The sequence below is a fragment of the Pseudomonas sp. NFPP28 genome (assembly GCF_900115535.1).
GTDB classification, from domain to species: Bacteria; Pseudomonadota; Gammaproteobacteria; order Pseudomonadales; family Pseudomonadaceae; genus Aquipseudomonas; species Aquipseudomonas extremorientalis.
In genome coordinates this window covers 988,611-1,008,511 of sequence record NZ_FOWT01000001.1, presented here as the reverse complement: position 1 = coordinate 1,008,511, position 19,901 = coordinate 988,611, and the positions used below count along the sequence as shown (strand labels likewise).

At 60.7% G+C, this 19,901-nt stretch carries 18 protein-coding genes, 4 tRNA genes and 1 pseudogene; 18 read left to right on the top strand and 5 right to left on the bottom strand.

The window, feature by feature from the left end:
• The first annotated feature begins 3 nt into the window (after positions 1-3).
• The 6 genes from murJ (at position 4) to ispH (ending at position 7,499) form a co-directional block, all read left to right on the top strand.
• Positions 4-1,542, top strand: coding sequence for a murein biosynthesis integral membrane protein MurJ (gene murJ / locus BM110_RS04770; protein ID WP_092240625.1), 1,539 nt, complete (start codon positions 4-6; stop codon positions 1,540-1,542).
• Positions 1,543-1,661: 119 nt separating this feature from the next.
• Positions 1,662-2,600, top strand: coding sequence for a bifunctional riboflavin kinase/FAD synthetase (ribF, locus tag BM110_RS04765; RefSeq protein WP_170856023.1), 939 nt, complete (start codon positions 1,662-1,664; stop codon positions 2,598-2,600).
• Positions 2,601-2,614: 14 nt separating this feature from the next.
• Entirely contained in the window at positions 2,615-5,446 is a 2,832-nt protein-coding gene (gene ileS, locus BM110_RS04760) for an isoleucine--tRNA ligase (RefSeq protein ID WP_093512547.1), read from the top strand.
• Positions 5,439-5,948, top strand: a complete 510-nt coding sequence (gene lspA / locus BM110_RS04755) for a signal peptidase II (protein ID WP_058423077.1) — start codon at positions 5,439-5,441, stop codon at positions 5,946-5,948. Before ileS ends, lspA begins: the two co-directional genes overlap by 8 nt.
• A 7-nt stretch (positions 5,949-5,955) precedes the next feature.
• Positions 5,956-6,393 (top strand): FKBP-type peptidyl-prolyl cis-trans isomerase, encoded by a 438-nt coding sequence (gene fkpB, locus BM110_RS04750; protein WP_172963313.1) that lies wholly within the window; start codon positions 5,956-5,958, stop codon positions 6,391-6,393.
• A gap of 158 nt (positions 6,394-6,551) precedes the next feature.
• A complete protein-coding gene (gene ispH, locus BM110_RS04745) occupies positions 6,552-7,499 on the top strand; it encodes a 4-hydroxy-3-methylbut-2-enyl diphosphate reductase (RefSeq protein ID WP_071491070.1) in 948 nt (315 codons plus the stop codon).
• Here the strand turns inward: ispH and BM110_RS04740 are convergent.
• Positions 7,453-8,035: pseudogene (locus BM110_RS04740) on the bottom strand (GspH/FimT family pseudopilin). The gene ispH and the pseudogene BM110_RS04740 overlap by 47 nt on opposite strands.
• Positions 8,036-8,229: 194 nt before the next feature.
• Here BM110_RS04740 and pilV point away from each other — a divergent pair.
• The 5 genes from pilV (at position 8,230) to thiO (ending at position 11,542) form a co-directional block, all read left to right on the top strand.
• Positions 8,230-8,715, top strand: a complete 486-nt coding sequence (gene pilV / locus BM110_RS04735; RefSeq protein WP_092240633.1) for a type IV pilus modification protein PilV — start codon at positions 8,230-8,232, stop codon at positions 8,713-8,715.
• Complete coding sequence (locus BM110_RS04730) at positions 8,712-9,419, top strand: PilW family protein (protein WP_092240635.1); 708 nt, start codon at positions 8,712-8,714, stop codon at positions 9,417-9,419. The genes pilV and BM110_RS04730 overlap by 4 nt, the downstream gene beginning before the upstream one ends.
• Before the next feature lie 7 nt (positions 9,420-9,426).
• Positions 9,427-9,957, top strand: coding sequence for a PilX N-terminal domain-containing pilus assembly protein (locus tag BM110_RS04725; RefSeq protein ID WP_256572930.1), 531 nt, complete (start codon positions 9,427-9,429; stop codon positions 9,955-9,957).
• Positions 9,958-9,968: 11 nt separating this feature from the next.
• Entirely contained in the window at positions 9,969-10,370 is a 402-nt protein-coding gene (locus BM110_RS04720; protein ID WP_071491074.1) for a type IV pilin protein, read from the top strand.
• Positions 10,371-10,432: 62 nt separating this feature from the next.
• Positions 10,433-11,542, top strand: coding sequence for a glycine oxidase ThiO (gene thiO / locus BM110_RS04715; protein WP_093119934.1), 1,110 nt, complete (start codon positions 10,433-10,435; stop codon positions 11,540-11,542).
• On the opposite strand, the gene BM110_RS04710 is transcribed toward thiO, so the two are convergent.
• Both BM110_RS04710 and BM110_RS04705 read right to left on the bottom strand, forming a co-directional pair.
• Positions 11,529-11,762 carry a PP0621 family protein gene (locus tag BM110_RS04710; RefSeq protein WP_092240641.1) on the bottom strand — a complete coding sequence of 78 codons (234 nt, stop codon included), beginning with the start codon at positions 11,760-11,762 and terminating at the stop codon, positions 11,529-11,531. The two genes, thiO and BM110_RS04710, sit on opposite strands and share 14 nt — an antisense overlap.
• Positions 11,763-11,886: 124 nt before the next feature.
• A complete protein-coding gene (locus BM110_RS04705; RefSeq protein WP_058423069.1) occupies positions 11,887-12,912 on the bottom strand; it encodes an outer membrane protein assembly factor BamD in 1,026 nt (341 codons plus the stop codon).
• A gap of 149 nt (positions 12,913-13,061) precedes the next feature.
• Between BM110_RS04705 and rluD the strand changes: the two genes are divergently transcribed.
• The 7 genes from rluD (at position 13,062) to BM110_RS04670 (ending at position 18,172) form a co-directional block, all read left to right on the top strand.
• Positions 13,062-14,024 (top strand): 23S rRNA pseudouridine(1911/1915/1917) synthase RluD, encoded by a 963-nt coding sequence (gene rluD / locus BM110_RS04700; protein WP_058423068.1) that lies wholly within the window; start codon positions 13,062-13,064, stop codon positions 14,022-14,024.
• Positions 14,021-14,746: a peptidoglycan editing factor PgeF gene (gene pgeF / locus BM110_RS04695; RefSeq protein WP_093512543.1), complete on the top strand. Its 726-nt coding sequence runs from the start codon at positions 14,021-14,023 to the stop codon at positions 14,744-14,746. The genes rluD and pgeF overlap by 4 nt, the downstream gene beginning before the upstream one ends.
• 146 nt (positions 14,747-14,892) lie before the next feature.
• Positions 14,893-17,457, top strand: a complete 2,565-nt coding sequence (clpB, locus tag BM110_RS04690) for an ATP-dependent chaperone ClpB (protein ID WP_093512541.1) — start codon at positions 14,893-14,895, stop codon at positions 17,455-17,457.
• 300 nt (positions 17,458-17,757) lie between these two features.
• Positions 17,758-17,833: transfer RNA gene (locus BM110_RS04685), tRNA-Asn, on the top strand.
• Between the two features lie 10 nt (positions 17,834-17,843).
• Positions 17,844-17,920 (top strand) — tRNA-Pro (locus BM110_RS04680).
• A gap of 5 nt (positions 17,921-17,925) precedes the next feature.
• Positions 17,926-18,001: transfer RNA gene (locus tag BM110_RS04675), tRNA-Lys, on the top strand.
• 94 nt (positions 18,002-18,095) lie between these two features.
• A tRNA-Pro gene (locus tag BM110_RS04670) sits at positions 18,096-18,172 on the top strand.
• Between the two features lie 193 nt (positions 18,173-18,365).
• Here the strand turns inward: BM110_RS04670 and BM110_RS04665 are convergent.
• Together BM110_RS04665 and BM110_RS04660 are read right to left on the bottom strand one after the other, a co-directional pair.
• The gene (locus tag BM110_RS04665) at positions 18,366-19,664 is read right to left on the bottom strand and encodes an NAD(P)/FAD-dependent oxidoreductase (protein WP_071491077.1); all 1,299 of its coding nucleotides are present in this window, start codon (positions 19,662-19,664) and stop codon (positions 18,366-18,368) included.
• A gap of 60 nt (positions 19,665-19,724) precedes the next feature.
• Positions 19,725-19,898, bottom strand: coding sequence for a DUF3094 family protein (locus BM110_RS04660; RefSeq protein WP_046034083.1), 174 nt, complete (start codon positions 19,896-19,898; stop codon positions 19,725-19,727).
• Positions 19,899-19,901: the final 3 nt, after the last annotated feature.

Here is a 19,901-nt window from a genome sequence, read left to right as displayed (position 1 = left end):
TCAATGAATCTGCTCAAATCGTTGGCCGCCGTCAGCTCTATCACGATGATCTCCCGGGTCCTGGGGTTTGTGCGTGACACCCTGCTGGCGCGCATTTTTGGCGCCAGCATGGCCACGGATGCCTTCTTTATTGCGTTTAAATTGCCCAACCTGCTGCGGCGGATCTTCGCTGAAGGTGCTTTCTCCCAGGCATTCGTGCCGATCCTGGCCGAGTACAAGACCCAGCAAGGCGAAGAAGCCACCCGCACCTTCATCGCCTACGTCTGCGGCCTGTTGACCCTGGTGCTGATGCTGGTGACCATCCTTGGCATGCTCGCCGCCCCCTGGGTGATCTGGGCCACGGCCCCCGGTTTTGCCAATACCCCGGAAAAATTCGCGCTCACCACTGATCTGCTGCGAGTGACCTTTCCTTATATATTGCTGATCTCCCTGTCATCCCTGGCCGGGGCGATCCTCAATACCTGGAACCGCTTCTCGGTGCCAGCCTTCGTGCCGACCCTGCTGAACGTCAGCATGATCATCTTCGCGCTGTTTCTCACGCCGTACTTCGACCCGCCAGTGATGGCGCTCGGCTGGGCCGTATTGGCCGGTGGCCTGGCGCAACTGCTCTACCAACTGCCACACCTGAAAAAGATCGGCATGCTCGTATTGCCACGCCTGAACCTCAAGGACACTGGCGTATGGCGCGTGATGCGCAATATGCTGCCGGCGATCCTGGGTGTTTCCGTGAGCCAGATTTCCCTGATCATCAACACGGCGTTCGCCTCGCTGCTGGTATCGGGCTCGGTGTCGTGGATGTACTACGCCGACCGCCTGATGGAGCTGCCGTCCGGCGTGCTCGGCGTGGCCCTGGGCACGATTTTGTTACCGACCCTGTCGCGCACCTACGCCAGCAAGGACCGCCAGGAATACTCGCGCATCCTCGATTGGGGCCTGCGCCTGTGCTTCGTGCTGGTGTTGCCGTGCGCACTGGCCTTGGGGATCCTGGCTGAGCCGCTGACTGTGTCACTGTTTCAATACGGCCAATTCGATGCCCACGACGCACTGATGACGCAACATGCCTTGGTCGCCTATTCCGTCGGCTTGCTCGGCATCATCGTGATCAAAGTGCTCGCCCCAGGCTTCTACGCCCAGCAAAACATCCGTACTCCAGTGAAAATCGCGATTTTCACGCTGATCGTCACGCAACTGCTCAATCTGGTGTTTATCGGTCCGCTGGCCCATGCCGGCCTGGCCTTGGCCATCAGTGCGGGCGCGTGCATCAACGCAGGGCTTTTGTTTTACCAGTTGCGCAAGCAGCAGATGTTCCAGCCACAGGCCGGCTGGGGCCTGTTCACCCTCAAGCTGCTGGTGGCGGTCGGGGCGATGTCGGCTGTGTTGCTGGGGTTGATGCACTTCATGCCCGCTTGGGATGAGGGCCATATGCTGGAACGCTTCCTGCGCCTGGGTGCGCTGGTCGTTGCCGGTGTGGTGGTGTACTTCGGGATGTTGCTGCTGCAAGGCTTCCGATTGCGGGATTTCAATCGCAAGTCCCTGGGTTAGAGAGTTTGCCGCGATAAAACGGTTGTTTTATCGATTCGACCCATTTGGCCTGTTCAGTTGCCTGTCGTCCGGGGCCGGGTGTGGTTATAATCGACCACTTTATGAGCAAGAAGCGCGTTATGCAGCTGGTTCGAGGTCTCCACAACCTGCGCCCCGAGCATCGGGGCTGCGTCGCCACTATTGGCAACTTTGACGGTGTTCACCGTGGCCACCAGGCTATCCTGGCCCGGCTGCGCGAACGTGCGGTCGAGTTGGGCGTGCCCAGCTGCGTGGTGATTTTCGAGCCGCAGCCGCGGGAATACTTTACGCCCGAGACTGCGCCGGCACGCCTGGCCCGTCTGCGCGACAAGCTGCAGTTGCTGGCTGAAGAGGGCGTGGACCGCGTCCTCTGCCTGGCTTTCAACCAGCGTTTGCAAAGCCTCAGTGCGGCCGAGTTCGTCGACCGCATCCTGGTCGATGGCCTGGGCGTACAGCATCTGGAGGTCGGCGACGACTTCCGTTTCGGTTGCGACCGCGTCGGGGATTTCGATTTCCTGCAACAGGCCGGCGTCAACCAGGGTTTTACCGTCGAAGCCGCGCAAACCGTCGAATTGGACGGCCTGCGCGTGAGCAGTACCCAGGTGCGTAACGCACTGGCCGCCGCCGACTTCGCCTTGGCCGAGCGTTTGCTCGGTCGCCCGTTCCGCATTGCCGGACGGGTCCTGCACGGCCAGAAGCTGGCGCGCCAACTGGGCACGCCAACCGCCAACGTGCAACTCAAGCGCCGTCGTGTGCCGCTGACCGGGGTTTACCTGGTAAGCGTCGCCATCGACGGCCAATCGTGGCCGGGAGTCGCCAACATAGGCGTCAGGCCCACGGTTGCAGGTGATGGCAAGGCCCACCTGGAAGTACATTTGCTGGATTTTGCCGGTGATCTGTATGACCGGCGTTTGACGGTGGTTTTCCACCAAAAGCTGCGTGAAGAGCAGCGTTTCGCCTCCCTTGAGGCGTTGAAAACGGCGATCAATGCGGATGTCGCCGCCGCCCGTGCACTAGCCGCACCTAGCGCCCATCGCTAACCGAAGAGCCTTAAATGACCGACTATAAAGCCACGCTAAACCTTCCGGACACCGCCTTCCCAATGAAGGCCGGCCTGCCACAGCGCGAACCGCAGATCCTGCAGCGCTGGGACAGTATTGGCCTGTACGGAAAGTTGCGCGAGATTGGCAAGGATCGTCCGAAATTCGTCCTGCACGACGGCCCTCCTTATGCCAACGGCACGATTCACATCGGTCATGCGCTGAACAAGATTCTCAAGGACATGATCCTGCGCTCGAAAACCCTGTCGGGCTTCGACGCGCCTTATGTCCCGGGTTGGGACTGTCACGGCCTGCCGATCGAACACAAAGTCGAAGTGACCTACGGCAAGAACCTGGGCGCGGATAAGACCCGCGAACTGTGCCGTGCCTACGCCACCGAGCAGATCGAAGGACAGAAGTCCGAGTTCATCCGCCTGGGCGTGCTCGGCGAGTGGGATAACCCCTACAAGACCATGAACTTCAAGAACGAGGCCGGTGAAATCCGCGCCTTGGCCGAAATCGTCAAGGGCGGTTTCGTGTTCAAGGGCCTCAAGCCCGTGAACTGGTGCTTCGACTGTGGTTCGGCCCTGGCTGAAGCGGAAGTCGAGTACGAAGACAAGAAGTCCTCGACCATCGACGTGGCCTTCCCGGTCGCCGACGACGCCAAGCTGGCCGAGGCCTTCGGCCTGGCAAGCCTGGGCAAGCCGGCCGTCATCGTGATCTGGACCACCACCCCGTGGACCATCCCGGCCAACCAGGCGCTGAACGTGCACCCGGAATTCACCTACGCCCTGGTGGACGTCGGTGACCGCCTGCTGGTGCTGGCCGAAGAAATGGTCGAAGCCTGCCTGGCCCGCTACGAGCTGCAAGGGTCGGTCATCGCCACCACCACCGGCTCCGCGTTGGAACTGATCAATTTCCGTCACCCGTTCTATGACCGTCTGTCTCCAGTTTACCTGGCGGACTACGTTGAACTGGGCGCCGGCACCGGCATCGTTCACTCCGCGCCCGCTTATGGCGTGGACGACTTCGTGACCTGCAAAGCCTACGGCATGGTCAACGATGACATCCTGAACCCGGTGCAGAGCAACGGCGTGTACGCACCGTCGCTGGAGTTCTTCGGCGGCCAGTTCATCTTCAAGGCCAACGATTCGATCATCGAAAAACTGTCGGAAGTCGGCTCGCTGCTGCACACCGAAACCATCAAGCACAGCTATATGCACTGCTGGCGGCACAAGACCCCGCTGATCTACCGCGCCACCGCGCAGTGGTTCATCGGCATGGACAAAGAGCCGACCAATGGCGACACCCTGCGTGTCCGCTCGCTCAAGGCCATCGAAGACACCAAGTTCGTCCCGGCCTGGGGCCAGGCGCGCCTGCACTCGATGATCGCCAACCGCCCTGACTGGTGTATATCGCGCCAGCGTAACTGGGGCGTGCCGATCCCGTTCTTCCTGAACAAGGAAAGCGGCGAGCTGCACCCACGCACCGTCGAGTTGATGGAACAAGTGGCCCAGCGTGTCGAACAGGAAGGCATCGAAGCCTGGTTCAAGCTGGACGCCGCCGAACTGCTGGGCGATGAAGCGCCGCAGTACGACAAGATCAGCGACACCCTCGACGTGTGGTTCGACTCGGGCACCACTCACTGGCATGTGCTGCGCGGCTCGCACCCGATGGGGCACGAAACCGGCCCGCGTGCCGACCTGTACCTGGAAGGTTCGGACCAACACCGCGGCTGGTTCCACTCGTCGTTGCTGACCGGTTGCGCCATCGACAACCATGCGCCGTACCGCGAACTGCTGACCCACGGCTTCACCGTCGACGAGACGGGCCGCAAGATGTCCAAGTCGCTGAAGAACGTGATCGAGCCGAAAAAGATCAACGACACCCTGGGCGCCGACATCATGCGTCTGTGGGTCGCGTCGACCGACTATTCGGGCGAGATCGCCGTGTCGGACCAGATCCTGGCTCGCAGCGCCGACGCCTACCGTCGTATCCGTAATACCGCGCGCTTCCTGTTGTCGAACCTGACCGGTTTCAACCCGGCCACCGACCTCCTGGCGGCCGAAGACATGCTCGCCCTCGACCGTTGGGCGGTGGACCGTACCCTGTTGCTGCAGCGCGAGTTGCAGGAAAACTACGGCGAATACCGTTTCTGGAACGTCTACTCGAAGATCCACAACTTCTGCGTGCAGGAGTTGGGTGGTTTCTACCTCGACATCATCAAGGACCGCCAGTACACCACCGGCGCCAACAGCAAGGCGCGCCGTTCGGCGCAGACCGCGCTGTATCACATCAGCGAAGCGCTGGTGCGCTGGATCGCGCCGATCCTGGCGTTCACCGCCGACGAGCTGTGGGAATACCTGCCGGGCGAGCGCAACGAGTCGGTGATGCTCAATACCTGGTACGAAGGCCTGACCGAACTGCCGGCTGACTTCGAACTGGGCCGCGAGTACTGGGAAGGCGTGATGGCCGTGAAGGTTGCGGTGAACAAGGAGCTGGAAGTGCAGCGTGCGGCCAAGGCCGTCGGTGGCAACCTGCAAGCCGAAGTCACCCTGTTTGCCGAAGACGGTCTCACCGCCGACCTGGCCAAGCTGAGCAACGAACTGCGCTTCGTGCTGATCACTTCAACCGCGAGCCTGGCGCCATTCGCCCAGGCCCCGGCGGACGCGGTTGCCACCGAAGTGCCGGGCCTCAAGCTCAAAGTGGTCAAGTCGGCCTTCCCTAAATGCGCCCGTTGCTGGCATTGCCGTGAGGACGTTGGCGTGAACCCTGAGCACCCGGAAATCTGCGGTCGTTGCGTCGACAACATCTCGGGCGCTGGCGAGGTTCGCCACTATGCCTAACGCCAGTCGTTTCGGACGTCTGGGCTGGCTCGTACTGAGTGTGCTGGTCCTGGTCATCGACCAGGTCAGCAAGGCTCATTTCGAAGGCTCCCTGCAGATGTTCCAGCAAATCGTGGTGATCCCGGATTACTTCAGCTGGACCCTGGCCTACAACACCGGCGCTGCCTTCAGCTTCCTGGCTGACAGCGGTGGCTGGCAGCGCTGGCTGTTTGCCCTGATCGCCGTGGTGGTCAGTGCGGTGCTGGTGGTGTGGCTCAAGCGCCTGGGTCGCGATGACACCTGGCTGGCCATCGCCCTGGCCCTGGTGTTGGGCGGCGCGCTCGGCAACCTGTATGACCGCATTGCGCTGGGCCATGTGATCGACTTCATCCTGGTGCATTGGCAGAACCGCCATTACTTCCCGGCGTTCAACTTCGCCGACAGCGCCATCACCGTCGGTGCAATCATGCTGGCGCTGGATATGTTCAAAAGCAAGAAAACCGGAGAGACCGTCAATGACTGATCAGGTATTGGCTGAGCAACGCATCGGCCAGAACACGGAAGTCACTTTGCATTTTGCACTGCGCCTGGAGAATGGCGACACGGTCGACAGCACGTTCGACAAAGCCCCGGCCACCTTCAAGGTCGGCGACGGCAACCTGCTGCCGGGTTTCGAAGCGGCCCTGTTCGGCTTCAAGGCCGGCGACAAGCGCACCCTGCAGATCCAGCCGGAAAACGCCTTTGGCCAGCCCAACCCGCAAAACGTGCAGATCATCCCGCGTTCGCAGTTCCAGGACATGGACCTGTCGGAAGGCCTGCTGGTGATTTTCAACGATGCGGCCAATACCGAACTGCCGGGTGTGGTGAAAGCTTTTGATGACGCGCAAGTGACCATCGACTTCAACCATCCGTTGGCCGGTAAAACCTTGACGTTCGACGTTGAAATCATCAGCGTTAAAGCGATCTAACTGACAAAACCGGCGCCTGCGGGCGCTGGCTTGTGTGGGAGCTGGCTTGCCTGCGATAGCATCACCCTGGTGTACCTGATACACCGAGGTGCCTGCATCGCAGGCAAGCCAGTTCCCACAAGATCCAATTTCTTGCCGAGCAAGACACGAGGCACAGCATGCAAATCAAACTCGCCAACCCCCGTGGCTTCTGCGCCGGTGTGGACCGGGCGATCGAAATCGTCAACCGCGCCCTGGAAGTCTTCGGGCCGCCGATTTACGTGCGTCATGAAGTCGTCCACAACAAATTCGTGGTCGAAGACCTGCGTGCACGTGGCGCCATCTTTGTCGAAGAGCTGGATCAGGTGCCGGACGATGTAATCGTCATCTTCAGCGCCCACGGTGTTTCCCAGGCGGTGCGTACCGAAGCGGCAGGCCGCGGCCTGAAAGTCTTCGATGCTACCTGCCCACTGGTCACCAAGGTGCACATCGAAGTCGCGCGCTACAGCCGTGACGGTCGCGAGTGCATCCTGATCGGCCACGCCGGCCACCCGGAAGTCGAAGGCACCATGGGGCAGTACGATGCCAGCAATGGCGGCTCCATTTACCTGGTGGAAGACGAAAAGGATGTCGCCAACCTGCAGGTACAGAACCCCGAGCGCCTGGCATTCGTGACCCAGACCACCCTGTCCATGGACGATACCAGTCGCGTGATCGACGCGCTGCGCAGTCGCTTCCCGGCCATTGGCGGCCCGCGCAAGGACGACATCTGCTACGCCACCCAGAACCGCCAGGACGCGGTCAAGCAACTGGCAGACGAATGTGATGTGGTCCTGGTCGTCGGCAGCCCCAACAGTTCCAACTCCAACCGCCTGCGTGAGTTGGCTGAGCGCATGGCAACACCGGCGTACCTGATCGACGGTGCCGAAGATATGCAGCGCAGTTGGTTCGATGGCGTCGAGCGCATTGGCATCACGGCGGGTGCTTCCGCTCCGGAAGTGCTGGTGCGCGGCGTTATCCAGCAGTTGCACGCCTGGGGCGCCACCGGTGCCGATGAACTGGCTGGCCGCGAAGAAAACATTACGTTCTCCATGCCCAAGGAGCTGCGGGTTCGCTCGCTGCTGTGACGACCCGGTGTGCCGGATCAACTCCGGCACAATGCCTGCTCGGCACGCTCGCTGCGCAGGCTGATACGCCCGCTGGGCGCCAGCACTACCTGGTGCAGGCTCTGCGCCTGGTCCGTGGCACACACATGCACGGTGCCGGCACGGAAGCCTCCTCCTGAAAAGATGGGTTCACCCAGCCCGCTGAAGCGCACCTGGGTCTTGAGCGGCCCATTGCCCACGATCAGCACTTGCCCACTGGCCTGGCGCTCCAGCAGCACCGGGTTGTCATCGTCCTGGGGGCCGCGCCCGCTGATGTCCACGATGACCCGCCACCCCAGGCCCCAATTGTCCTTCAATGCGTAAATAACCACCGCCCGGTTGCGTGCGATGGCTTCGGTGCGTGCATATCGCAGGCCTTGCGCCAAGGCATGTGCCGCGCTCTGTCGCTGCTGTGATTCCAGCAGGCTCTTGAAGCTGGGCAGCGCCATGTTGGCCAGGATGCCGCTCAGGATCAGCCCGAGCAGCAGTTCGATCAAGGTGAAACCTCGTTGTTGCATGGGCCATCCCTCCGTGGATTTGGGTGCAGTCCTAGGTATAGCGTCCCGTCTGGGGGGGCGGATGATGGCCTTCATGTCCAAAGTATTTCCCTTTGTTCCGGTTGCAGCGCAGGTGAAAAACCGGCGCTAGTCTTGGGCCGCACAGCAGGTTTTAACTGCTCTTTTTTTGGACCTCGACACGGATGACGACGGTAATGCTTGCCTGTACGAACCCCTTTTTGCCCAATGCCTTATCCCGCGACCAAGCCGGTACGACACTGATCGAAGTGCTGGTCGCAGTGTCGATTCTCACCATCGGCCTGCTTGGCGCGGCGGTGATCCAGCTCAATGCGCTCAAGTACACCGACAGTTCCAGGATGATCAGCCAGGCCAGTTTCATTGCCTACGATATGCTCGACCGGATCCGTGCCAATTCCGGTGCCGACTACACGTGGGGGCGTACCGAGCGTGCCTTGGCCAGCAACGTTGCCGCCAGTGTGCGCGACCTGGACTTGCATGATTTCGAGGCCAACATTCGCGGTTTTGCCGGGGAGAGCGCCAAAGGCTCGGTGTCGATCGGTGGCGACGAGGTGACGGTCAGCATCAGTTGGGACGACAGTCGAGGTACTGGCAGGCCGGGCGCCCGGGAAACCTTCACCCTGACCAGTCGCATCCGCGATGAACCGGGAGTGGCGCAATGAGGTGTCTTGTTCGAGGTTTCAGCCTGATGGAGTTGCTGCTGGCCTTGGCGATGGGGTTGGTACTGGTGCTCTGGGCCAGCCAGGTGGCAATCAACACCAGGGCCACCAACGCCAGCCAGCAGGCCGCTTTGTTGATGCAGGATGATGCGCGGTTTGTGCTGGGCAAGCTGCTCCAGGATATCCGTCAGGCGGGCATGTTCGGCTGTCTGGCGACAGCGTTTATCGACAACGCCCCGCCCGCTTTTGACCGGCCTGTCGCTTGGCGTGTCGGAGGTGGGTCAACCTCGCTGACGCTGGTGACCGCGGATGTCGCCGTTGGGGGCGGCACGCCTGACTGGACTGTGTTGTCCGATTGCACTGGCAGCGCCCAGGCCTACGCTGGAAGCGCCCCGGCATCGGCACCCGGGCAAATCCGTTTTGCGTTACGCCAAGTTACCTACACCTTCGAAGCAGGGCAGTTGAAATTCAGTACACCTGCATCACCCGCCAAGGCGGTATTGGTGGATAACGTGAAGGCGTTCGATATCAGTTTTGGCGTGTCGGCCAAGCCTGCGTCAACGGAGGTGGTGCGCTACGACGCCGGCCCGGCCGACGAATCCTTGATACGCAGCGTGCGCATTGTGATGACGCTGCAAGACCCGACTGCCGGGGTGAAAGACCAAACCTACGCCGTCGTGGCGGCGCTGCGGAACCGGCTGGGGTAGGGCTGCCATGACACTTGCAGAAGGTTTTCGTCTACGACAGGCAGGCATGGTGCTGCTGGTCAGCCTGGTGTTGCTGCTGCTGTTATCGCTGATCGGCTTGTCCTCGATGCAGGCTGCGCTCACTCAGCAAAAGATTGCCGGTAGTTTCTGGCACCGTAATCAGTCGCTGCAAAGTGCCGAGAGTGGCCTGAGGCGCGGGGAATCTGCCATACAGCGTTCATTTGCAGCGTTGCCGTTATGTCAATCGATCGTCGACTGTGCACCGCCGGAGGCGGCATTTTTGGTGGTCGGGCCTGGAGTGGACCCTGTTTCAGGCATCAGTTGGGTGGCACTGAAAGGCGGCTTATACGGGGTTCAATCCCTCGGGCCTGCGGTAGGGCTCGCGCATTTGCCAGCGCAAATCCCTGCAGCGGTGTATCGAGTGACGGCAGTCGGGCTGCACGGGCAATTGCGCACGGTGCTGGAGAGTACCTATGCGCGGGTAGAAGAGGAGGGTGGCTCGCGGTTTCGGCGAGTGGCGTGGCGACAACTTCAATAAGGAGTAGTGGAATGGGCATGGACAGCCAGGGTTTTACCCTGATCGAGTTACTGATTGCCGTGATGATCATTGCGGTTCTGGCCGGGATTGCTTACCCCGGATACACCGGCTATCTGAAAAAAGTCTATCGCGCTGAAATCGTCGCGCTGTTGACCGAGCAAGCCCAGCACCTGGAGCGTTTTTATGCGAGGAACGGCAGTTTTATTGATGCAGGCGGCGTCAGTGCAGGCAATGATCACTATAGAATCACCGCTGCATTGAACCCTCAGGACTTCCAACTGGTGGCCACACCGGTCACCGACTCGGTGATGGCTGGCGATCCTTGCGGTGACTTCGGCCTGACCGGCACGGGCACGCGAACCAACCCGGGCGCTGCGCCGGAGATGTCGCGCAAGCTGTGCTGGGGGCAATGATGAGGGTGCTCGACGATTGGGCGCCGGGTGCGCTTGTTCCTATTTATCGGCTGGATCAAATGATGGCAGAGCAACAGCAGGTAGTGATTGTCGGTGGCGGAGTCATCGGCTTGTTGACGGCGTTCAACCTCGCCACGCAGGGGCAGTCGGTGGTGCTGCTGGAGCGCGCAGGGTTGGGCCAGGAGTCTTCCTGGGCGGGCGGCGGCATCGTCTCGCCCCTGTATCCGTGGCGCTACAGCCCGGCGGTCACGGCCCTGGCCCATTGGTCCCAGGATTTTTATCCACAGCTGGCGCAGCGTCTGTTTGCTGCGACGGGCGTTGACCCGGAGGTTCACACCACTGGGCTCTACTGGCTGGACCTGGATGACGAAGCCGAAGCGCTGGCTTGGGCCGCGCGTGAAGGCCGACCCTTGAGCAAAGTGGACGTGTCGGCCGCTCATGACGCCGTTCCGGTCTTGGGTGGCGGCTACTCCCAGGCGATCTACATGGCCGATGTCGCCAATGTACGTAACCCGCGCCTGGTCAAATCCCTCAAGGCCGCGCTGCTGGCGCTGCCTGGCGTGACCATTCATGAACGGTGCGAAGTGACTGGCTTTGTCCTGGATGCGGGTAATGTCGTGGGCGTGAACACAGCTGATGGTTCGATCTTCGGCGATCAGGTCGTATTGGCCGCCGGCGCCTGGAGCGGTGAGTTGCTCGGCACGTTGGGCCTGTCGCTGCCGGTCGAACCGGTCAAAGGCCAGATGATTCTGTACAAATGTGCCTCGGACTTCCTGTCGAGCATGGTCTTGGCCAAGGGCCGCTATGCGATTCCTCGGCGGGACGGGCACATTCTGATCGGCAGCACCCTGGAACATGAAGGCTTCGACAAGACCCCCACCCTGACCGCGCTGGAAAGCCTCAAAGCGTCAGCGGTGGAGTTGATCCCCGCCCTGGCGGACGCCGAGGTGGCCGGACATTGGGCCGGGCTGCGCCCCGGTTCGCCGGAAGGCATTCCCTATATAGGCCGGGTGCCGGGCTTCAATGGCCTCTGGCTCAACTGCGGGCATTACCGCAACGGCCTGGTGCTTGCGCCGGCGTCCTGCCAATTGTTTGCTGACCTGCTACTGGCACGTGCGCCGATCATCGACCCTGCGCCTTATGCGCCGGAAGGTCGGATCAACGCTGGATAGATTTCGGCCCTTGCTCCAGGTGCGCCTGGGTGCAATACCACTCCTGGCGTGAGCTCAAGGCGCGATCCTGCGGCAAATGCACGCCGCAGTGGGCGCAGCGCACCATCAGGGCCGCGTCGGGCTCGCTGGCACGCTGCTGCCTGGCGGCCGGGCTTTTGAACTTGCGCCAGAACCATACTGCGGCGGCAATGACGGCAATCCAGAACAGTAGACGAAGCATGATGGGCAGTTTCTCGACAAGGAATGCGCCAGTTTAGCCAAGGACGTGCCAGGCGCACAGCGCAATAATACCACCCACAAAAAAGGAGCCTCGCAAGGCTCCTTCTTGATGACGCCGGGTGCAATCAGTCGAACACACCAAAGGTCATGTAGCTGAACCACGAACGGTCCTGGTTATTGCCCAGGGCCTGCGGTTCTTCCTCTTCGATCACGTCGCCGTTCTCGTCGTGGGGCTTGAGCTCCGAAGGAATTGCGTCCTTGGCGTCCTGGTACTGCTTGATCACGTCCTGGTTGGCACGGGTTTCGCCCGGCGGCAGCGGTGGACGGGATTCGATCAGGCCCAGGGTGTACTTGCTCAGCCACGAGCGGTTGTCCGCTTCGGCCACCTGAGGCACGAACTGGCCGTCTTTCAGGCTTGGGTGGTCCGGGTAGTTGAGCTTCAGGGTTTCCAGGCTGGTGCTGGCCAGTTCGTCCAGGTGCAGGCGCTGGTAAGCCTCGGTCATCACGGCAAGGCCGTCACCTACGGAAGGGGTTTCCTGGAAGTTTTCCACAACGTAGCGGCCACGGTTAGCGGCGGCCACGTATGCCTGACGGGTCAGGTAGTAGTGGGCCACATGGATCTCGTAGGAAGCCAGCAGGTTGCGCAGGTAGATCATGCGTTGCTTGGCGTCCGGCGCGTAGCGGCTGTTGGGGTAGCGGCTGGTCAGCTGGGCGAACTCGTTGTAGGAATCGCGGGCAGCGCCTGGGTCACGCTTGGTCATGTCCAGCGGCAGGAAGCGCGCCAGCAGGCCAACGTCCTGGTCGAACGAGGTCAGGCCCTTCATGTAGTAGGCGTAGTCGACGTTCGGGTGCTGCGGGTGCAGGCGGATAAAACGCTCGGCGGCGGACTTGGCGGCTTCCGGCTCGGCGTTCTTGTAGTTGGCGTAGATCAGCTCGAGCTGGGCCTGGTCGGCATAGCGCCCGAACGGATAGCGCGACTCCAGGGCCTTCAGCTTCGCTGTGGCGCTGGTGTAGCTATTATTGTCCAAGTCTTTCTGAGCCAGTTGGTACAACTCGACTTCGCTCAGGTTTTCGTCGACGACTTCCTTTGTTGACGAGCAAGCAGCAGTCATGGCGAGGATGGCGATCAGCAGCAGGTGTTTCACTTGCATGGCGGCTTGCGTCCCTATGACGGCCGCTGTCTTGGGCGGGGCCGTCCTGTTATGATGAGCGCCCCGTTGAAAGCCTCGGGGCAAAAGACGCCGTATTTAACCACAAGCGCGCAGCCGAAACCAAAGGCTGTGCCACGCCTAGTCTGAGCATGTCCGATAAAATTGAACTTCGCGCAGAGGTGCCGTCCGAATTGGGCGGCCAACGCCTCGATCAAGTCGCCGCACAATTATTCGCTGAGCACTCGCGCTCGCGCCTTTCCGCCTGGATCAAAGACGGCCGCCTGACTGTGGATGGAGCGGTTATCCGCCCGCGAGACATAGTCCATGGCGGTGCGATTCTTGAGCTGACTGCCGAGCAGGAAGCCCAGGGAGAATGGGTCGCCCAGGACATCGAGCTGGATATCGTCTACGAAGACGACGACATCCTGGTCATCAACAAACCCGCAGGCCTGGTGGTTCACCCGGCAGCCGGGCACGCTGATGGCACCCTGCTCAATGCCTTGTTGCACCATGTGCCGGACATCATCAATGTCCCGCGCTGCGGCATCGTGCACCGCCTGGACAAGGACACCACCGGTCTGATGGTGGTGGCCAAGACCATTCAGGCGCAGACGCAGCTGGTTACACAGTTGCAGAGCCGCAGCGTCAGCCGGATCTACGAATGCATCGTGATTGGTGTGGTGGTAGCCGGCGGCAAGATCAACGCCCCGATCGGTCGTCACGGCCAGCAACGCCAGCGTATGGCGGTGATGGAAGGTGGCAAGCAGGCCGTCAGCCATTACCGAGTACTCGAACGTTTCCGCTCCCACACCCACGTGCGGGTCAAGCTGGAAACCGGCCGTACCCACCAGATTCGCGTGCACATGGCACACATCAACTTCCCGTTGGTCGGTGATCCGGCCTACGGTGGGCGCTTCCGCATCCCACCGGCGGCGAGCCAGACCATGGTTGAATCGCTGAAAAACTTCCCGCGCCAGGCGTTGCATGCACGCTTCCTGGAATTGGATCATCCGACGAGCGGTAAGCGGATGAGCTGGGAATCGCCTCTGCCGGACGATTTGGTCTGGTTGTTGACGCTGCTCAAGCAGGATCGCGAGGCGTTTGTCGGATGAGTGACTGGCTGATACCTGACTGGCCCGCGCCGGCTCAGGTGAAAGCCTGCGTCACCACTCGAGCGGGCGGCGTCAGTCTGGCGCCGTTCGACAGTCTCAACTTGGGCGATCATGTTGGGGATAACCTCGAAGCGGTCCTCGAAAACCGCCGCCGTCTTACCGACGCATTTAATATTCAGCCTGCCTGGTTGCGCCAAGTCCACGGGATAAGCGTGGTCGAGGCTGACCCGTCACGCATTGCCGAAGCCGATGGCAGCTGGACCAGCACCCCTGGCATCGCCTGCACCTCAATGACCGCTGACTGTCTGCCCGCATTGTTCTGCAACCGCGCCGGCACCCGCGTGGCTGCGGCCCATGCTGGCTGGCGTGGCCTAGCGGCAGGGGTATTGGAAGCGGCTTTCGAAAGCCTCGGCGCCGAACCTGAAGACGTACTGGTGTGGCTTGGCCCGGCAATTGGCCCACAAGCCTTCGAAGTCGGCCCGGAAGTACGCGAAGCCTTCATGCAGCCGTTGCCGATCACTGCCGAAGCGTTCGTGCCCAGCCACAACCCAGGCAAGTTCATGGCCGACATCTATAAGCTCGCGCGCCTGCGCCTCGCTGCTCGCGGCGTTACTGCTGTCTATGGTGGCGGGTACTGCACCGTGACCGACCCACGCTTCTTTTCCTACCGGCGTAGCCCTCGCACCGGACGTTTTGCCTCCCTTGTCTGGCTTGAACGCTAGACTCCTTTGATCTGGGTCAAACCCGGTCCATATCCGCCGTCGCGCGCTTGAATCTTCCAGAACCCACCCCATCTATAAGGGTATCTGGCAGGTTTCTTCATTCAGGATGTTTCATAGATCCGGCCTGCTCAAAAGGAAGGTGACTAATGCGTATTGATCGTTTAACCAGCAAATTGCAGTTGGCACTGTCTGACTCTCAATCCTTGGCGGTGGGCCTCGACCACCCGGCCATCGAGCCTGCGCACTTGATGCAGGCGCTCCTGGAACAGCAAGGTGGTTCTATCAAGCCCTTGCTGATGCAGGTGGGCTTTGACGTCAACAGCCTGCGCAAGGAGTTGAGCAAAGAGCTCGACCAACTGCCGAAAATCCAAAACCCGACTGGCGACGTGAACATGTCCCAGGACCTGGCGCGCCTGCTCAACCAGGCGGACCGTCTGGCCCAGCAGAAGGGTGACCAGTTCATCTCCAGCGAACTGGTGCTGCTCGCCGCCATGGACGAGAACAGCAAGCTCGGCAAGTTGTTGCTGGGCCAGGGTGTGAGCAAGAAAGCCCTGGAAAACGCTATCAACAACCTGCGTGGCGGTGATGCGGTCAACGACCCCAACCATGAGGAGTCGCGCCAGGCCCTGGATAAATATACCGTCGACCTGACCAAGCGCGCCGAAGAGGGCAAGCTTGATCCGGTGATCGGCCGTGACGATGAAATCCGTCGCACCATCCAGGTCCTGCAGCGTCGCACCAAGAACAACCCGGTGCTCATCGGTGAGCCCGGCGTGGGTAAAACCGCGATTGCCGAAGGTTTGGCCCAGCGCATCATCAATGGTGAAGTGCCGGATGGCCTTAAAGGCAAGCGCCTGCTGTCCCTGGACATGGGGTCTTTGATCGCCGGTGCCAAGTTCCGTGGCGAGTTCGAGGAGCGCCTGAAATCCCTGCTTAATGAGCTGTCGAAGCAGGAAGGGCAGATCATTCTGTTTATCGACGAACTGCACACCATGGTCGGCGCCGGTAAAGGCGAGGGCTCCATGGATGCCGGCAACATGCTCAAGCCGGCCCTGGCGCGGGGTGAGTTGCATTGCGTCGGTGCTACCACGCTCAACGAATATCGCCAGTACATAGAAAAGGACGCGGCCCTTGAGCGTCGTTTCCAGAAAGTACTGGTGGAAGAGCCGAGCGAAGAAGACACCATCGCAATCCTGCGTGGCCTGAAAGAGCGTTATGAGGTCCACCACAAGGTGGCGATCACCGACGGTGCGATTATTGCGGCGGCCAAGTTGAGCCATCGCTATATCACCGACCGTCAGTTGCCCGACAAGGCCATTGACCTGATCGACGAAGCGGCCAGCCGCATCCGCATGGAGATCGACTCCAAGCCGGAAGTGCTCGATCGCCTGGATCGACGCCTGATTCAACTGAAAGTCGAGTCCCAGGCCCTGAAGAAAGAAGAAGACGACGCGGCGAAGAAACGCCTGGAAAAACTCCAGGAAGAAATCGTCCGCCTGGAACGCGAGTATTCGGACCTGGAAGAAATCTGGACCTCGGAAAAAGCCGAAGTGCAGGGCTCTGCGCAGATCCAGCAAAAGATCGAGCAGTCGCGCCAGGAACTGGAAGCGGCACGCCGTAAAGGTGACCTGAACCGCATGGCCGAGTTGCAGTACGGGGTGATCCCGGACCTGGAGCGCAGCCTGCAGATGGTCGACCAGCACGGCAAGCCTGAGAACCAACTGCTGCGCAGCAAGGTGACCGAGGAAGAAATTGCCGAAGTCGTCTCGAAGTGGACCGGGATTCCCGTGTCGAAAATGCTCGAAGGCGAGCGCGACAAGCTGCTGAAGATGGAAAGCCTGTTGCACCAACGCGTGATCGGCCAGGAAGAGGCCGTGGTGGCGGTGTCCAACGCGGTACGGCGTTCGCGGGCCGGGTTGTCCGACCCGAACCGTCCGAGTGGCTCGTTCATGTTCCTCGGCCCGACCGGCGTGGGTAAGACCGAACTGTGCAAGGCCTTGGCCGAGTTCCTCTTTGATACCGAAGAGGCCATGGTGCGGATCGATATGTCCGAATTCATGGAGAAACACTCGGTGGCTCGCTTGATCGGTGCGCCACCAGGCTACGTGGGCTACGAGGAGGGCGGTTACCTGACCGAAGCCGTGCGGCGTAAGCCTTACTCGGTGATCCTGCTGGATGAGGTCGAGAAGGCGCACCCGGATGTGTTCAACATCCTGCTGCAAGTGCTGGAAGACGGCCGCCTGACCGACAGTCACGGGCGTACCGTGGATTTCCGTAATACGGTGATCGTGATGACCTCCAACCTGGGCTCGGCGCAGATCCAGGAGCTGGTGGGTGATCGTGAAGCGCAACGTGCGGCGGTGATGGATGCGCTGAATTCGCACTTCCGCCCGGAATTCATCAACCGGGTCGACGAAGTGGTGATCTTCGAGCCTCTGGCGCGGGATCAGATCGCGGGCATTACCGAGATCCAGCTGGGTCGTCTGCGCGGCCGTCTGGCAGAGCGCGAGCTGTCCCTGCACCTGAGCCAGGAGGCGTTGGACAAGCTGATCGCGGTGGGTTACGACCCGGTGTATGGCGCACGGCCTTTGAAGCGTGCGATCCAGCGCTGGATCGAGAACCCGCTGGCCCAGTTGATCCTATCGGGCAGCTTCATGCCGGGCACCAGCGTCGAGGCGACCGTGGAAAACGACGAGATCGTCTTCCACTAAGCCCAAAGGGCAAAGCAAAAATGGGAGGCCCCGCATTGCGGGGCCTTTTTTTTCGATAGGGCGTTGAACTGTAAGGCAAAGGCTTGTAAAGTGCGCCCCGCAGCAACGTCAGCCCACGGGTTTCTTCTCCCCAAGAAGAAATCAGAAACAAGCGCAAATCATTGTCTTAAAAGCAATTTAAGGGGTTGACAGGGGTTTTTAAGATTGTAGAATAGCGCGCCTCAGAGACATGAACGTAGCGATACGGGCAAGTCGAAGAGAAGGTAGTAAGCAGCAACGTAGTACTTTGAAATATGTAGTTCCGTGATAGCTCAGTCGGTAGAGCAAATGACTGTTAATCATTGGGTCCCAGGTTCGAGTCCTGGTCACGGAGCCAATTTCAATATCGGGGTATAGCGCAGTCCGGTAGCGCGCCTGCTTTGGGAGCAGGATGTCGGGAGTTCGAATCCCCCTACCCCGACCATATTTGGGTCGTTAGCTCAGTTGGTAGAGCAGTTGGCTTTTAACCAATTGGTCGTAGGTTCGAATCCCACACGACCCACCATTTTTGAGACCAGTTAGCGCTGGAATCGAATCTTAAGATCAGAGGCCAAAAGCACTGATCGAAGAAGGCGACTGAGAGGTCGCCTTTTTTTTACCGGGGTATAGCGCAGTCCGGTAGCGCGCCTGCTTTGGGAGCAGGATGTCAGGAGTTCGAATCCCCTTACCCCGACCATATTAAAAATCCTCGTATCGAAAGATACGGGGATTTTTTTTGTGCGTGCAAAACTCAAGTCCGGTGAAAATCAAATGTGAGAGGGGGCTTGCCCCCGATGGCAGTGTGTCAGTCGACAAATCAATGACTGCTTCACCGCAATCGGGGGCAAGCCCCCTCTCACATTTATTGAGTGCCCTCAGGGGCCGAGTTGTCAGTGAAGTTTGAGTCGCGGCTCGGTGCCACGCCCAATCTTGCTCCCCAGCATCAGCATCGCCGTACGGAAGAACCCATACAGCGCCATCTGGTGCATGCGATACAGCGACACATAGAACATCCGCGCCAGCCAGCCTTCCAGCATCACGCTGCCGGTGAGGTTGCCCATCAAGTTACCGACCGCCGAGAACCGCGACAGCGAGATCAACGAGCCGTAGTCGGTATATTTGTAGGAAGGCAGGTCCTTGCCCTCGATACGCAGCTTCAGCGACCTGGCCAGCAACGAGGCCTGCTGGTGAGCCGCCTGGGCCCGTGGCGGCACGTTGCGGTCGGTGCCCGGTTGCGGGCAGGCGGCGCAGTCGCCGAAGGCGAAGATGTTCTCGTCGCGGGTGGTTTGCAGCGTTGGCAAAACCTGCAATTGATTGATGCGGTTGGTTTCCAGGCCATCGATGTCCTTGAGGAAACCCGGCGCGCGAATGCCGGCAGCCCATACCTTGAGGCTGGCCGGGATCACTTGGCCACTGCTGGTGATCAGCGCATCGGCCGTCACTTCGCTGACCGCCGAGTTGGTCAGTACCGTCACCCCAAGCTTTTCCAGGGTTTTATGCACAGGCCCGCCAATACGCTCCGGCAGGGCCGGCAGTACTCGTGGGCCGGCTTCGATCAGGGTGATGTGCATGTTTTCCGGCTTGATACGGTCCAGGCCATAGGCCGCCAGCTCATGGGCGGCGTTATGCAGTTCGGCGGCCAGCTCGACCCCGGTGGCACCGGCGCCGACGATGGCGACGCTGATTTTTTCTACCACGTCAGTCTGCCCGGCATGGGCGCGCAGGTAGTGGTTGAGCAGCTGCTGGTGGAAACGTTCGGCCTGCTTGCGGGTGTCGAGGAACAGGCAGTGCTGCGCCGCACCTTCGGTGCCGAAGTCGTTGGTGGTGCTGCCGACCGCAATCACCAGGCTGTCATAGCCCAGCACGCGCGCGGGCACCAGTTCACGGCCTTCTTCGTCGAGGGTGGCGGCCAGCTGGATCTTCTTCTGTTCACGATCAAGCCCGCTCATGCGCCCCAGTTGGAACTCGAAGTGGTTCCATTTGGCCTGGGCGACATAATTGAGTTCGTCTTCCGAAGAGTTCAGCGAGCCGGCCGCCACTTCGTGCAGCAGTGGCTTCCAGATATGGGTCAGGTTGGCGTCCACCAGCGTGATGCTGGCGGTGCCGCGCTTGCCCAGGGTCTTACCCAGGCGGGTAGCCAACTCCAGGCCGCCGGCGCCGCCGCCGACGATAATAATACGATGGGTCATGGGGATATCTCGCAAGGCTAAAAGAAATCGGAGCAGTTACCCCCGCGAGCGCCAGGCAGCTCATAGCGTCAGGTAACTCAAAAGGCGACTCAGCAAGCCGAGGCCGATTACCACGGCAAGCACCACGCCGAGGAGCAGCCACGGCCGGAAAGGCTTGCGCTCGACTCGGTTCTGGGAGAGTTGCAGGTACTCTTCGACATGCTGTTGGTCATCGGGGTTCAGGCGGCTGGTCATAAA

What these genes read in the sequence shown, in the direction of transcription:
- lspA (WP_058423077.1), top strand. Translation starts at nt 5,439, where the DNA reads ATGCCTAACGCCAGTCGTTTCGGACGTCTGGGCTGGCTCGTACTGAGT.
- BM110_RS04665 (WP_071491077.1), bottom strand. Translation starts at nt 19,664, where the DNA reads ATGACCCATCGTATTATTATCGTCGGCGGCGGCGCCGGCGGCCTGGAG.
- BM110_RS04730 (WP_092240635.1), top strand. Translation starts at nt 8,712, where the DNA reads ATGAGGTGTCTTGTTCGAGGTTTCAGCCTGATGGAGTTGCTGCTGGCC.
- rluD (WP_058423068.1), top strand. Translation starts at nt 13,062, where the DNA reads ATGTCCGATAAAATTGAACTTCGCGCAGAGGTGCCGTCCGAATTGGGC.
- murJ (WP_092240625.1), top strand. Translation starts at nt 4, where the DNA reads ATGAATCTGCTCAAATCGTTGGCCGCCGTCAGCTCTATCACGATGATC.
- pilV (WP_092240633.1), top strand. Translation starts at nt 8,230, where the DNA reads ATGCTTGCCTGTACGAACCCCTTTTTGCCCAATGCCTTATCCCGCGAC.
- ileS (WP_093512547.1), top strand. Translation starts at nt 2,615, where the DNA reads ATGACCGACTATAAAGCCACGCTAAACCTTCCGGACACCGCCTTCCCA.
- clpB (WP_093512541.1), top strand. Translation starts at nt 14,893, where the DNA reads ATGCGTATTGATCGTTTAACCAGCAAATTGCAGTTGGCACTGTCTGAC.
- ispH (WP_071491070.1), top strand. Translation starts at nt 6,552, where the DNA reads ATGCAAATCAAACTCGCCAACCCCCGTGGCTTCTGCGCCGGTGTGGAC.
- ribF (WP_170856023.1), top strand. Translation starts at nt 1,662, where the DNA reads ATGCAGCTGGTTCGAGGTCTCCACAACCTGCGCCCCGAGCATCGGGGC.
- BM110_RS04705 (WP_058423069.1), bottom strand. Translation starts at nt 12,912, where the DNA reads ATGCAAGTGAAACACCTGCTGCTGATCGCCATCCTCGCCATGACTGCT.
- BM110_RS04725 (WP_256572930.1), top strand. Translation starts at nt 9,427, where the DNA reads ATGACACTTGCAGAAGGTTTTCGTCTACGACAGGCAGGCATGGTGCTG.
- thiO (WP_093119934.1), top strand. Translation starts at nt 10,433, where the DNA reads ATGGCAGAGCAACAGCAGGTAGTGATTGTCGGTGGCGGAGTCATCGGC.
- pgeF (WP_093512543.1), top strand. Translation starts at nt 14,021, where the DNA reads ATGAGTGACTGGCTGATACCTGACTGGCCCGCGCCGGCTCAGGTGAAA.
- BM110_RS04710 (WP_092240641.1), bottom strand. Translation starts at nt 11,762, where the DNA reads ATGCTTCGTCTACTGTTCTGGATTGCCGTCATTGCCGCCGCAGTATGG.
- BM110_RS04660 (WP_046034083.1), bottom strand. Translation starts at nt 19,898, where the DNA reads ATGACCAGCCGCCTGAACCCCGATGACCAACAGCATGTCGAAGAGTAC.
- BM110_RS04720 (WP_071491074.1), top strand. Translation starts at nt 9,969, where the DNA reads ATGGGCATGGACAGCCAGGGTTTTACCCTGATCGAGTTACTGATTGCC.